We start from the raw sequence: 13,258 nt of genomic DNA on the forward strand, positions 1-13,258 counted from the left end.
CGCGAATCTTGTCCTTCAGCCGGCGTCGCGGACCCTGGTCAGAGCGACCGAAAGCTTCTCTTGCGCCGCGCGATATTCGGCAAGCTTTTCGCGCTCGGCCTCGACTACTTCTTCGGGCGCATTGGCGACGAACTTCTCGTTCGATAGCTTCTTGTGCAGGCGGGCGATCTCCTCGGTCACCTTGGCCAGTTCCTTCTGCAGCCGCGCGGCTTCGGCCGCCAGGTCGATCAGGCTGCCGAGCGGCAGGCAGACGGTGGCTTCGTTGAGGACGATCTGGGCCGAGCCCTTGAGCGGCGTTTCCGCCAGCGATATATTGCCGATGCGGGCCAGGCGCTTGATCGCCTGATCGTGGCGTTGAAGCCTCTCGCGCGTCGTTGCGTTGGCGCCGATCACCGCCAGGGGCGCGATAGCCGCCGGCGGCACGTTCATTTCCGAGCGCACCGAGCGGATGCCGGAAACGAGGTCGACCAGCCAGTTGATATCGGCGGCGGCATCGTCATCCTCGAAATCGGGCGACGGCCAGGTCGCGTGGCAAAGCAGCGAACCGCGTTCCTTGCTCTCGCCCGCCGTCTGCGCCCACAGCTCCTCGGTCATGAACGGCATCATCGGATGGAGCAGCTTGTAGATCTCGTCCAGCACGAAGGCGACGCAGGCCCGGCTCTCGGCCTTCGCGGCTTCGTCTGTGCCCATGAACACCGGCTTCAGCAGTTCCAGGTACCAGTCGCAGAACAGGTTCCAGACGAACCGGTAGGCGGCGCCCGCCGCCTCGTTGAAGCGGTAGCTGGTGATGCCTTCGGTGACCGCGCGCGCCGCCCGCGTCAGCTCCGTCAGGATCCAGCGGTTGACCGCAAGCTTGGCATCGTTCAGCCAGAAGTCGTCGTTCCTGGCGACCTCGTTCATCTCGGCAAAGCGCGTCGCGTTCCACAGCTTGGTGCCGAAATTGCGGTAGCCGGCAATGCGTGCCGGGTCGAGCTTCACGTCGCGTCCCTGCGCCGCCATCACGGCAAGCGTGAAGCGCAGCGCATCGGCGCCGTACTCGTCGATCAGGTCGAGCGGGTCGATGACGTTGCCTTTCGACTTCGACATCTTCTGTCCGCTCTTGTCGCGCACCAGCGCGTGCACATAGACGGTGTGGAACGGCTCCTCGTCCATGAAATGCAGGCCCATCATCATCATGCGGGCGACCCAGAAGAAGATGATGTCGAAGCCGGTTACCAGCACGTCGGTCTGGTAATACGTCTTCAGCTCCGGTGTCTGGTCGGGCCAGCCGAGCGTCGAGAACGGCCACAGCGCGGAGGAGAACCAGGTGTCGAGCACGTCCTCGTCGCGCGTCAGGATCTCGCCCGGCTGGAAATTCTCCAGCTTGTCCTCGACCCAGGCCTTCCACGGACCTTCCAGCGCCAGATAGTATTCGATCGCCGCGGCAAGCGCCTCTTCCTCGGTCTTTTCGACGAAGACGCGACCGTCCGGCCCGTACCACGCCGGAATCTGGTGGCCCCACCACAGCTGCCGCGAGATGCACCAGGGCTGGATGTTCTCCATCCAGTCGAAATAGGTCTTTTCCCAGTTCTTCGGCACGAAGTTGGTACGGCCCTCGCGCACCGCGGCGATCGCCGGCTTGGCTAGCTCGGCCGCATTCACGTACCATTGGTCGGTCAGGAACGGCTCGATCGGCACGCCGCCGCGGTCGCCATGCGGCACCGTGTGGCGATGCGGCTCGACCTTCTCCAGGAAGCCGCCTGCTTCCATCAGCTCGACGATCTTCTTGCGCGCCACGAAGCGGTCCAGCCCGTCGAGCTCGTCCCAGGCGGCCTGGCGCTCCGGTGTCACTTCAAAGTCGGCAAGGAAATCCTCGTTGTCCTTGAGCTTGACGGCGGCTTCGACCGTCAGGATGTTGATCGCCGGCAGCTTGTGGCGCTTGCCGACCTCGAAGTCGTTGAAGTCATGCGCCGGCGTGATCTTGACCGCGCCCGAGCCCTTCTCCGGATCCGAATATTCGTCGGCGACGATAGGGATCCGCCGGCCGACGATCGGCAGGATGACGTTCTTGCCGACCAGGTCGCGAAACCGTTCGTCGTCGGGATGCACGGCCACCGCGGTGTCGCCAAGCATGGTTTCGGGGCGCGTCGTGGCAACGGTGATGAATGTCTTCGGATCCTCGGGGTCGAACACCGCCCCTTCGACCGGATAGCGCAAGTGCCAGAGATTGCCGTTGACCTCGTGCTGCTCGACCTCGAGGTCGGAAATGGCCGTCAACAGCTTCGGATCCCAGTTCACAAGGCGCTTGTCCTTGTAGATCAGGCCTTCCTTGTAGAGCGTGACGAAGACCTCCAGCACCGCCTTGGACAAGCCCTCGTCCATGGTGAAACGTTCGCGCGACCAATCGGCCGAGGCGCCGAGCCGCTTCAACTGGTTGAAGATCGCGCCGCCGGATTCGGCCTTCCACTCCCAGACCTTTTCGATGAATTCTTCGCGCGTCAGATCGCGACGGTCGATCTGCCTTTCCATGAGTTGGCGCTCGACCACCATCTGCGTGGCGATGCCGGCATGGTCCATGCCTGGCTGCCACAGCACATTCTTGCCGCGCATGCGTTCGAACCGCACCAAGATGTCCTGCAGCGTGTTGTTGAGCGCGTGCCCCATATGCAGCGAGCCGGTGACGTTCGGCGGCGGGATGACGATGGAGAAGGCTTCCGCCCCCTCCTCCGCGCCGGCGCCGGCGCGAAAAGCGTCGGCCTCTTCCCAGACTTTGGCGATCTTCGGCTCGACGGTCTTGGCGTCGTAGGTTTTATCAAGCATGGAGGAGGTCCGAATTGTCGGGAACAAGCGTCCGCTGTAAATCGGAAGCTCTTGGCCGAGTCAACCGCGAGAAGGATAGGCCTGCCCCGCCCAGATAGGCCCGCCGCGATCGACGGCAATCCCACCCTCATCGCAAAACGATCCAGTGGCCGCATTTCCCGGAAACAAAAGCGCCGCCCCATGGCGGCGCATCTTACCTTGAACGGTCGACCGAAATCACTGCGCGCCGCGCGCCACGCGCTCTATTTCCTCGCGCACTAGGCGTTCGACCAGCGTCGGCAAATTGTTGTCGAGCCAGTCCTGAAGCATCGGCCGCAGCATCTCCTCGGCCATCTCGTCGAAGGTCTTCTTGCTGCGGCTGGCGAAGGCATCGGAAAGCTCGCCGAACGCCGCCGCGACCTGACGGCCCGCATGCTCGGATAGGATCGCCGGCCGGGACGGCGGCAAGTCGGCCGAAGATGGCCCTGAAACCGGGCCGGGCGCCATAGCTTCGGCAGTTGGCGCGGCAAGATCCTCCTCGTCGATCTCGACTTGCGGTGCAGCTTCCGCCGGGCGCTCGGCCACCTTCGCCTTGACGGAGCTTCCGCCAACGGCGGCGATCTCGCGCCGCCAGTCGGAGACGATGGTATCGGCGCTCTGCGGCACGCTTGCCGCGCTTTCCGCAATCGCCGGCGTGCCGGGCTCGGCGGCGACCCTGGCGCCGACTTCCGCCAGGGTGGCTGGTGCAGGCGCGGTCTTCACGGGCTCGGCGCGCGCGACCGCTGGATCGGAGGCCGCGAGCTGGGCCTGTATCTCCGCTAGACTCACCGGCTTCCTGGGGACGGGCTCCGCGTTCAGCTCGGAACGAAAGGCGTCGACGTCGGCCGTCGGCGCCGTCGGCTGGAGATCCTGCCGCAGGTCAGCGCTGTCGGCCGCCGGCTGCTTGCGGCCGGTGTCGCTGTCCTCGATGATCCTTCGGATGGAAGCAAGTATCTCTTCCATGGAAGGTTCGCGCTGCGCGCTGCTTGCCGTCGCCATCGTCACATCCGCCGCCTTTGTGACCCATTGCAGATTTCCATTCCGGCCAGGCCGGAATTCGAATCAATGGCGACAGCGTAACCGACCGATCGTGATCCGAGAATCCCCAATCTGGGGAGACGTTGGATTTCAACAGATTAGCTCGCCACACCGGCAGCAGCCGACCGGCTGGCTCTCCAATGCAAAGCGCCGCGCATCCAAGGGACACGCGGCGCTTCTGGAAGCCTGTCGGATGATCAGCGGCCGTCCGGCGTGCGCAGCCCGATCCACTTGTCCTTGACGGCGTTGTAGTGCTCTTCCGGCTTGTATTGCGCGACCTGCAGGCCGAGCCGCTCGGCCGACAGCCGGCCGAGCGCCGACAGGATGGCGTAGCTCGCCACGACAACGTCGCGCTCGGAACTGGCCTGGTTGATCTTGGCGGTGATGACGGCATTCTGCGCGTTGAGCACGTCGAGCGTGGTGCGCTGACCGACATTGCGCTCCTCGATGACGCCGTTGAGCGCCAGTTGCGCGGCGGCGATCACCTGCCTGTTGGCGTCCACGCTTTCGCGGGCGGCGACGTATTGCGTCCACGCCGAGGCCACAGCCTGGCGTACCTGGTCGCGGCTGACGTCGACCTCAATGCGTGCCTGGCTAAGCGATTCCTTCGATTGGCGAACCAGTGCCGAGGTGCGGCCGCCCGAATAGATCGGTACGGTGAGCGTTGCGCCGATATTGGCCGAATTGGTCGTCCCCTCGGACGCCGACGACGCAAAAGTGCCGGGCGTGGTGTTGCGGTACTGGCTTGAAATCCCGGCACTGGCAGAAAGCTGCGGCAAAAGTGCCCCTTCGGCCGACTTCACCGAGAACGCCGCGGCGTCGACGAGATGCTCGGTAGCAAGGATGGCGGGATGCTCCGCGGCGGCAATGGTGAAAGCCGAATCGAGGCTCGACGGCAATAGCTTCGCGAGCGGCGCGGGTGCTCTGAGCCTGCCCGGCTCGTCGCCGATTATCTGGTGGTAGGTCGCTGCACTGGCCTGCGCCGTCGCGCGGGCGGCGCTGAGTTGGGCCACGGCCGTCGAACGCGAGGCATCGGCCTGCGCGACGTCGGTGCGAGTGCCCTCGCCGACCTCGAAGCGAGACCGTGCTGCGCGCGCCTGCTCGGTCAGGAACTGCAGGTTCTGTTCGGTCAGCACGGCGATCTGGCGATCGCGGATCACGTCCATATAGGCGCTTGCCGCGTTGAACAGGATGTTCTCTTCGGTGTTGCGCAGGCTCTCAACCGAAGCCTTCACCTGCGATTCGGCGGCAGCGACGTTGTTCTTGGTCTGAAACCCGTCGAACAGCGTCTGGTCGATCTGAACCCCAAAGTTGCCTGTAGTTATATTTAAGGTCTGACCCAGACGGTTGGCGTGGCTGCTTGTGTAATCGATGCTTGCCGATCCCTTGATCGTAGGGCGGTAGCCCGACTTGGCGATAGCCACCCCCTCGTCGGTGACACGCGTGCCGGCGCGGGCGGAATTCAGCTGCGAGTTGTATTGATAGGCCTTGGCGAGCGCGCCGGTGATAGTTTCTGCCGATGCGGTCAATGGCGAAAGCGCTGTCGCCGAAACGAGCATGGCTGCTAGAAAGGTCTTGTGTAGGGGCGGCACGTATTATCCCTCATTCGTTTTGCATGGGAACCACGCCACGTCAGCCCATCCTCTCGGATCAGCCAGCGCCGCGCTTTTTCTCGTTCCCCCGCTGAAAGCCCCCGAAAATCCCCGGTCAAGCAAATCAGCAACGATTGTTCAAGCGCAAGCGATCATGACCGCGCCTTCGCTGCAAGGCAAAACCGCTCAAAATTCGAACGCATCAATACGTTCGAAGCCCGGTAGTGGCTTAATTGCCGCATTAAATGCGCGTCTTCCGGTTACAACCCCTCCGGCTTTAAAAAATAGCCGGGCCACGCCAGAGTTGCCCTGCCCCTCGACTACAACCAGCCGTCCGTCTTCGGCGAGTTGGTCAAGCAATGCCGCCGGCACCTCCTCGACGCTGCCGCCAATGACGATGACGTTATAGGGCGCCTTGGCGGCATGACCTTGCGGCAACGGCCCGGTCACCACCGTGACGTTCCGGCAATCCAGCGTCGAAAGCGTCGACCTTGCAGCTTCGGCCAGCGCCGGGTCGCTTTCCAGCGCAACCACCGATTTTGCGATTCGGGAAAGGAGCGCGGCCGAATAGCCGGTGCCGCAGCCGACATCGAGCACCGAATCGCTGTCGCCAATCTCAGCCAGTTGCAGCAGCTTGGCGAGCGGCGACGGTTCCATCAAATAACGCGCGCCGGTGCCGTTGACGCCCTCGGAAATGCGGATGTCCTCGTCGATATAGGCGAGGTCCCGCTGTCCGGGACCGACAAAAGCCTCGCGCGGCACGGAAAGCATGGCTTCGATCAGCGGCGCGCTGGTCACGTCGGTGGTGCGGATCTGGCCATCGACCATCTTCACGCGGCGCTCGGAGAAATCAGCGTTCATGTCCCAACCAATCCGCTTCCCGCGCTCAAATCCGCGGTTTCATTCGACTGGAACCTGACACTCCGGCGCGACAGCGCCGGAGTCCGGGCATTGGAGGCCTCGCCCGGAATCGAACCGGGGTGCAAGGATTTGCAGTCCTCTGCGTAACCACTCCGCCACGAGGCCTTCCGTGCTCCCGGCGTTCCGAGCGAACTCATTATGTTGGCGGTGAAAGGTCGTCAAGCACCGGCAAGTCATTCCCGGCGCTTTCCCAGACGTCATCGAAGCCAGTGGTTGCCAATCGCTTGCGGCCCATCCCGACAGTACCTGCGGTGCCTGCCGGACCTCTCGCCGCACAGCTCTCAATCCGGCCGGCGGCGGCGCTCCCACCAGACAACGAAGCGCCGCCTGTGGCGACGCACCAGCGCGAATTCGTAGGACAGGACCAACAGACCCAGCGGAATCATCCAGAAACCGAGAATCGGCAGAAAGCCCAGAATCCCGCCAATGGTGAGCAGCAGGCCGATCGCGATCCGTACCCCCCGCGAGCGCGGCATGGTGAACTCGCGGCCGAGGACCGTGATCTTGCGCGCCGGGGCGTTATCGTCGTCAGCTGCCGTCATACAAAGCCAAATCCCATCTGCGCGGCCGAGCCATCGGTACCAAAGGCAACAACCGGCCGCTTTGTTCCGTCCCGGTGTGAAGCACCTCATATGTGGGCACGCCGAAACGATGCCACAAATGGCCGCACGAAAAACTGGAGAAAAATTGCGAATTGCTTCTTTGCAAAGCTCAAAGGTGTTTGCTATAGGCTGCGCCACTCACATCAGAGCGCTGTTCCCCGGTAGCTCAGTGGTAGAGCAACCGGCTGTTAACCGGTTGGTCGCTGGTTCGAATCCGGCCCGGGGAGCCAATTGACACTTCTAAAGTCCTGTTTTCCTTAGATTTTCCAAAAACCGTGTACCATTTTCCCCGCTTTTCCTCCCCGCTTTTGGCGGTTTTTCTGTCGGCAGCTATGGCCGTCAATGCGAGGCCAGCCGAAATCGACGACCTAATCAACATGTCTGCCACAGCGATCGTGGCGAATAGAGTCTGTGGTATCAACACGGTGAAATTGCGCAGCGACCGTCAATTTGGGTTTGAGGCTGCAGCAAGAAAATTAGGCGCGAGTCGCGCTTTCCGTGAGATCGAAGAGCAAGCGAGTGAGAGAATCGCCAATAGCCATCCTGGCGAGATTCTCGATAGCGTTTGTAAGGCGATGCGCGAACGGATGTATTGAGCAACCGAAAAGGCCGCGAACGCCGCGACCGCCGATGCGGCCCTAGTAAGTACATTAGCCATCGCTTGACGAAGCCGCTGGCCGCGCCAGAGGCATAAAGATCGGTGACGAGGTTGCGATCACCGCGACCGTCCGCCGTCGAGTGACGGAGGAAAGGATAAGCGTCTCAATCCCGTCCTATGGCTTTCCACACTCGATCGTTGACCGAACCTCCAAGGTGAAGAAGGGCCAGCCGTTGGAACTCGTCGGCGACGTCACCCATATCGACGGCGATTGGGTGACTGTGAATCTAGGCATCCCGGTCACGGTGAACATGGACACGCTCAGGCTGGTGACGGCCTACAAGCTACAAGCCGCCCACGAGGAAAACGCCGCTGGTGGACAAGCCGACCTGAACCGGACTTCCCGACGACAGTAGAAGGATCACGGCCCATCCTCCCGCCACACGGGCACGCGGTGGATTTTGAGCGAGACCAGCCGCCGGATGCGAAGACCTACGGCTTCACTCCCGCTTGGAACGAAGCCCTTCACGTCCAACGGCCCGTGGTCGCCAGCCTCGCAGCGCATCCGGCGCATCAGCGAGTCAACGTCGATATCGCCGAAAATCTGAATCAGGTCGTCAGGGAAATAGTTGTGCGTCCGCTTGCAGTAGCGACAGGTGACACGGACCAAGCTCCGCGTCTCATTGAGCGCCGACAGCGGAAAGATTTTCGTTTTTGGCCAATACGGTTCCGGCATGAGAACGAAATAGGAACAAATGCCTGTGGCGGTCAAGTGGAGCCCGCCTACTTCCCTACAGGTAAGATTTTGTGGGGATAAGGAAGGGCCACTCTCTGCAAATAAAAGGCAAGCCGGGATTGAAAATGCTCGCGGTAAGGCATCTCCAGGCGGCACCTGCGCTGGAGTGGGTCAAAACACCGTACCTGATGCGCAATGTCAGCACTTGCCACCGCAAAAAACTTCTTAAAATCAATAACGAGGTCGGGCAGCCCTATTCCTAATAAGTCCACGAAGGCAGGTGCGGCTTCTAGGCAATGATACCTGTCGTTTGTATTCTGATGAACCCGCTTCCAGTATTCACTTCCAGGCGCCAAAAGCGGTTTAATGACGTCTGTAGGAAACGCCTCATATAGAAGTACGCTATTTAATGTGCGCTCCTCTCCTGCAGAAGTTTTTTCGAACTCCTGCAGAAGATCGCAATCCTGCGAGGCGATGATCGCATAGGGGTGGAAGACGGTGTTTACGGTTTCGGACTCAGCATCAAAGATATGCTGCGCGACATTGGATAGTATCTCGCCCTGACGCAGTTCGCCGGATTGGTCGACCGGGGCATAGACAGGCGAAGTCACGCCCGCTGACGCGACGGCAATGTCAATTTGATGATCGTTTTCGTCCACCCAGCCCCGCCAACTGTCAATCAGCGATTGTAAGCGGCGGCCTTTCAAAGGTGCGCCTGTGCGCAACCTTGCGCGAAGTCGTCTTTGGCGCCGGCGTTGGTAGCGCCTTCAGCCGGTCACTCTCAACTTGATAATGGTGCATATCGACCAGCGCGTCCCATGCCTCCTTAAGTTCCGGCTCTTTGAGATGCCCGAGAATTAACAAACACGCCAATCGATAAGCTGCGCTCCTCGGCAGCTCGTTCGGCTGTCCAGTCACTTCGATATTTGTGTGGAAAACTGCTCGCGCACGATCATTCTCCTCCGCCAATGTCCACGTCACTAGTGCCCTCGGGTCCGAGCGCACTGTGCAGTTGGTCAGAAACGCACCAACGGAAAGCCCTTCTTGCTCGGTAATTGAACCGGTTGAGATGGGGTAGCGCATCATGAACCTCAGCTTTCTGATCGCTGTAGCAATCGATGTCTATGATATAGGCATTGGATTGTGCGGGGCCTACCTTGCCCAATCCATGTTGAAGAAAAATGCCTTCTTTCGTTTCGTCAGAAACGATCCGAAGCAAGCGGTGCGCCTCGCGGATTTCTCCGCGCCCAAAACGTTGTTGACGCAATTCGCCCAGAATGTTGCTGCTTATGATGTCTGCCCAAGGCACGTCGGCCAATCCAATCTCGGTGGGGACGATCGCATTTTGATAGCGAAGGCCGATTCTTGAAAAGAAACTTGGCTTATACGTATCGATTAATGCTTCCAAAGGCGGGTTAAGAAATCGTGTGAATTCTTCCCAACGGCGATAGTTGGTGGACGTGAGCGATAAAGAGCCTGGCTCGAGAGAAACCGTGCACAGGCGGTCTTCGGTTTGAAAACGATATGAGACTGGTTGCTGGGCGGCAATACCGATCATCCGAGCGACTTCAGGGGGCAGGTCATCTGGAATTCCCGACATCTGAGTTCTCTCGAATATCGGGAACATCGAACGTATTGCATCCTGAAACTCGGATGGAACCTGACTTTCAATCCTCAAGATCGTCGGAAACCGAACTTGGCAGATCACACTCAACAGGGGAGAGTGGCGATATATCACCCGTGGCGAGTCTTCGAAAAACTCGTCCTGTTCAAGCATTGAACCCCCTATGTGTTCTGTGGGCACTCCGCCTCCTCCAAGCAAATGCCGAGCCAGAAACACTCAGCGTTCTGGCACGATTCTAACTAGTCGGAAAGAGGCGCAGTGTCCTGCGAGCTGGCCATTCATCCCGGTTTTAGCACGATAGATACACACATCAACCAAACGCCGCTAGCGCCGTTTCCCACGCCGGATCGTCGTATAGGCTGCCCGCCTCGGCACTTCCGCCTGCAGCCGCACGGTTCACGGCCATTGCCGCGGCAATCGCACCATCAATGGATAGATGACGCTTGCCCTTGTGCAGTCGAACCTTATGCCCGTGGCTATTCGTCTCGACTTCAACGTTGGAGAAGCAGAAACGCAGAATCTCGTGCCCGCCATGCTTGAACCGCTTGGCGACGATCGCCCGTTCCAGTTCGTGAATCGCCGGCATCATCGATAGGCTACCCTGCCGGTGCTCGACAGCCGGATAGCCATCTTCCAAGAGGTTATTGAGGGTGTTGCGGGCCAATGCCGGGTCGAAGGCAATTTCGCGCACGTCGAACTGGTCGCATAGCTCACGAATCTTGTCCTCGACCGCGCGGAAGTCCACGACATTGCCAGGCGTTGCGGTGATCAGCGATTCGTCGGCCCACCTCACATAAGGCGCTCCGGACGCATCCTGCCGCTGGCGAAGGTTCTCCTTTGGGCAGAAAAACCATGGCACGACCACAAAGCCGTCGCCGTCTCGGAATGCCGCGACGATTACCGTCAAATCGCCGCTGGAGCTAAGATCGACGCCCAGCCAACACGGTTCGCCCGCCAATGCGGCAAGGTCGATCGGGTCGGCGCCCTCGTCATAGGTCGCCATATCGACAAACGGTGATGTCGAATGGTCTGGCCAGAAGTTGAGGTGATACTGCCGGAAGGCGTCCTGGTCGGCTGGCCTGTTCTGGGCTTCCCGCGCCATGGCCCGGATGCCCTTTATGTCGGGATAGCCAAGTGCAAGGCCAGGATTGACCTTGTGCCACACGGTCTCGTCTCTCCAATCGTCGCCCTCGTCAGGCTCGAAAATCACTGGCAAGAAAGACGGGTCATTGATATCTCCCTTCGCGACCTTGCGAGCGTAGCCGTTATGTACGCCTGCGTCTCCTTTTGTACTCCACCTCTATTGCCAAGAGAGTTGAACGTTTGATCTTTGTGGTCGTATCTTGCAGGCGCACAGCTCAAGGCCATCAGCTCTGTTTGCAAGCCGAGGCTCGCTTCTCAGGCGCCTTCCGGAACGGCGGCAGGCGGTCAAGGCTGGTGCGATAGGTATCGCCGCGAAGCGGCTGCGGCCATGGCGGACTGCCGCCGGGTCCCTATCGTGAAACAGGCTAAGCCCACACCACGCATGACGGCCCTCAATCGAAGCGACGCTGGCGAGCCATCGCCATTTATGCCCTCCACCTCGGCGAGCCCGCTTGAAGAAAAGCGAACACCTGAAACCAGAAGCGGTATTCCTGGGTATCGCCATAGCAGTGAGCCGACAGAGCGCACCATGCGATCGCAGTCACAGCCGATTCGCCCCATAGCGCCTTTGCATCCTCAGCAGCTTCGTGGACGGGCCACTCGCCAAGCGGCTCGCTGGTCTGGTTCCCGGTCGGACCGAAGGACATCGAGTGGGTGCCGGATGAATCTGCCTTCTCGCCGTTGAGGGTAGCGTTTTTGATAACGATCGGCGATCGATCGGCCAGCTTTTTCATGCTGCGCCTCCATTCGCCTGAGTCCAGACGCGCAAGCTGCCCCTTCCCCGTTCTCGGCGAGGTTTCGGTTGGAGCATTTCGTTTGGAAATGCCTGTCCGGGCATGGGCTCTCGGCCGAGACGGATCAGATCATCGAGCGCTGAGCGGATTTGTGGCCAAGGAAACTCAAAACCGTCTTCACAAATCTCCCCTTCCCGCAACACTGCATCGAGCTTGGCTGCCACGCCAGCAAGTGACGTGGCGGGTGTCTGGACCAATATTTCGAGCATATCCTCCGCTCGATCGGCGGCTTCCCTTTCGGCGCGCAGTGTGGCCGAATAGCCAATCTCTTTATCGACGGCGTCCCATCGCGCCTGACGGGCCAGGAAATCGGCCTCAGCCTTTGCGCGAATTGCCGCGTCCGCCGGACCAGGACCGAGCACCTCATGGAGAGCCTGAAGGGAATGAAGCGTTACGTGTTCACCGCCGGACAACCGGATAGTCGCACAAGGAAAGCCGACAGTCCCAGCGAGCCTCCGCTCCAGGCTCTGCTGCTGACGGCAAAGCCGTTCAGTCAGATTGTGGGCGTCCTGCCATTCCCGCCAAATTGCGACCGCAGGATCGGAAGGCATGCTTACTGTTGCCGCGTCACTGGCAAGCGCATTCTTGTCCCATCCCGCGATCGCAATTGCAGTTGCACCAAGTACCCTCCTCCGGGTGACGAAAGACAAAGGCGTGGTATGGTCGGAATCAGCCATGATCCGAGCTCCTCAACAGCTTGGTTATGGTCAGGCCGAATAGGGTGTTGCACCACCCTCTTCGGCCACTACGCACCGATAAGTCTTAAATGATGCCGGAAGCATTTTCAATCCCTCTGGCATCATATGACACCAAAGGGATCACATCACCGTATGATAACAAGTGAGCAGCTGAGGGCGGCACGGGCTCTGCTACAATGGGAACAGAAAAAACTCGCGGCAGCATCAAAGGTTTCGATAGCAACAATTAAGCGCTTGGAGCCGCTTTCCGGGCCACTACGGGCAAACCAAGTCACCGTCGAAGCTCTTCGCCGCGCTCTCGAAATAGCTGGCATCGAATTCATTGCGGAGAATGGTGGCGGCCCAGGGGTACGGCTTGCCAAAAGGATCGGATCCTCTTGAATAGGCCCCTTGGAACGGGCTCGGAGGCAAAGCCGGGGACCTCTCCGGCGCGCAATCTGCAGCGACTCGTTGATCAGGGAGAGGGGTCATCCCCTTTGCGGTGGTCGTGGTCGCTGTGTATTGCTTCGAACAAGCCGATGTCTGTTTGCAACGCCAATTTCTGACTTTCCGTCGGGGCTAGTGCACGATGGCGCCCTCGTCGCTCTTGCGGCGGAGCCGGCGATGGGCCACGAAGACTCCCCCGGAAATATCTACACGGACGCCAAGGGGCATGACGCTCTGTACGTTCGACAAGGACAAGTATCGGATGTCTT

At 60.3% G+C, this 13,258-nt stretch carries 12 protein-coding genes, 2 tRNA genes and 1 pseudogene; 3 read left to right on the top strand and 12 right to left on the bottom strand.

The genetic code is table 11. The features are described from left to right. Nucleotides 1-15 precede the first annotated feature (15 nt). The 6 genes from EH240_RS12990 to EH240_RS13015 form a co-directional block, all read right to left on the bottom strand. Nucleotides 16-2,799: a valine--tRNA ligase gene (locus tag EH240_RS12990; protein WP_124998773.1), complete on the bottom strand. Its 2,784-nt coding sequence runs from the start codon at nucleotides 2,797-2,799 to the stop codon at nucleotides 16-18. Between the two features lie 216 nt (nucleotides 2,800-3,015). Beyond that, nucleotides 3,016-3,816, bottom strand: a complete 801-nt coding sequence (locus EH240_RS12995; protein ID WP_124998775.1) for a PopZ family protein — start codon at nucleotides 3,814-3,816, stop codon at nucleotides 3,016-3,018. Between the two features lie 236 nt (nucleotides 3,817-4,052). Further along, nucleotides 4,053-5,414 carry a TolC family outer membrane protein gene (locus EH240_RS13000; protein WP_206075259.1) on the bottom strand — a complete coding sequence of 454 codons (1,362 nt, stop codon included), beginning with the start codon at nucleotides 5,412-5,414 and terminating at the stop codon, nucleotides 4,053-4,055. A 219-nt stretch (nucleotides 5,415-5,633) separates the two neighbouring features. Further along, nucleotides 5,634-6,308, bottom strand: coding sequence for a protein-L-isoaspartate O-methyltransferase family protein (locus tag EH240_RS13005; RefSeq protein ID WP_124998779.1), 675 nt, complete (start codon nucleotides 6,306-6,308; stop codon nucleotides 5,634-5,636). A gap of 91 nt (nucleotides 6,309-6,399) precedes the next feature. Continuing rightward, a tRNA-Cys gene (locus tag EH240_RS13010) sits at nucleotides 6,400-6,473 on the bottom strand. A 176-nt stretch (nucleotides 6,474-6,649) separates the two neighbouring features. Further along, on the bottom strand, nucleotides 6,650-6,910 hold the full coding sequence (locus EH240_RS13015) for a hypothetical protein (protein ID WP_124998781.1): 261 nt from the start codon (nucleotides 6,908-6,910) through the stop codon (nucleotides 6,650-6,652). 215 nt (nucleotides 6,911-7,125) lie between these two features. Here EH240_RS13015 and EH240_RS13020 point away from each other — a divergent pair. From EH240_RS13020 to EH240_RS13030, 3 genes are all read left to right on the top strand, one after another. Next, a tRNA-Asn gene (locus EH240_RS13020) sits at nucleotides 7,126-7,200 on the top strand. A gap of 45 nt (nucleotides 7,201-7,245) precedes the next feature. Then, nucleotides 7,246-7,566, top strand: a complete 321-nt coding sequence (locus EH240_RS13025; RefSeq protein WP_124998783.1) for a hypothetical protein — start codon at nucleotides 7,246-7,248, stop codon at nucleotides 7,564-7,566. 142 nt (nucleotides 7,567-7,708) lie between these two features. Next, nucleotides 7,709-7,984 carry a hypothetical protein gene (locus EH240_RS13030; protein WP_342634081.1) on the top strand — a complete coding sequence of 92 codons (276 nt, stop codon included), beginning with the start codon at nucleotides 7,709-7,711 and terminating at the stop codon, nucleotides 7,982-7,984. 5 nt (nucleotides 7,985-7,989) lie between these two features. Here EH240_RS13030 and EH240_RS13035 read toward each other — a convergent pair whose 3' ends face one another. From EH240_RS13035 to EH240_RS13060, 6 genes and pseudogenes are all read right to left on the bottom strand, one after another. Beyond that, nucleotides 7,990-8,340, bottom strand: coding sequence for a hypothetical protein (locus tag EH240_RS13035; RefSeq protein ID WP_124998784.1), 351 nt, complete (start codon nucleotides 8,338-8,340; stop codon nucleotides 7,990-7,992). Between the two features lie 11 nt (nucleotides 8,341-8,351). After that, nucleotides 8,352-8,963 carry a hypothetical protein gene (locus tag EH240_RS13040; RefSeq protein ID WP_124998786.1) on the bottom strand — a complete coding sequence of 204 codons (612 nt, stop codon included), beginning with the start codon at nucleotides 8,961-8,963 and terminating at the stop codon, nucleotides 8,352-8,354. A 293-nt stretch (nucleotides 8,964-9,256) separates the two neighbouring features. Next, on the bottom strand, nucleotides 9,257-10,081 hold the full coding sequence (locus tag EH240_RS13045; RefSeq protein WP_124998788.1) for a TIGR04255 family protein: 825 nt from the start codon (nucleotides 10,079-10,081) through the stop codon (nucleotides 9,257-9,259). Nucleotides 10,082-10,238: 157 nt separating this feature from the next. Further along, nucleotides 10,239-11,189: pseudogene (locus tag EH240_RS13050) on the bottom strand (terminase TerL endonuclease subunit); the annotation flags it as partial. A gap of 307 nt (nucleotides 11,190-11,496) precedes the next feature. Continuing rightward, entirely contained in the window at nucleotides 11,497-11,805 is a 309-nt protein-coding gene (locus EH240_RS13055) for a hypothetical protein (RefSeq protein WP_124998792.1), read from the bottom strand. Then, the gene (locus tag EH240_RS13060; RefSeq protein ID WP_206075258.1) at nucleotides 11,802-12,542 is read right to left on the bottom strand and encodes a hypothetical protein; all 741 of its coding nucleotides are present in this window, start codon (nucleotides 12,540-12,542) and stop codon (nucleotides 11,802-11,804) included. Before EH240_RS13060 ends, EH240_RS13055 begins: the two co-directional genes overlap by 4 nt. Nucleotides 12,543-13,258: the final 716 nt, after the last annotated feature.

Source organism: Mesorhizobium tamadayense, assembly GCF_003863365.1.
Lineage (GTDB): Bacteria > Pseudomonadota > Alphaproteobacteria > Rhizobiales > Rhizobiaceae > Mesorhizobium > Mesorhizobium tamadayense.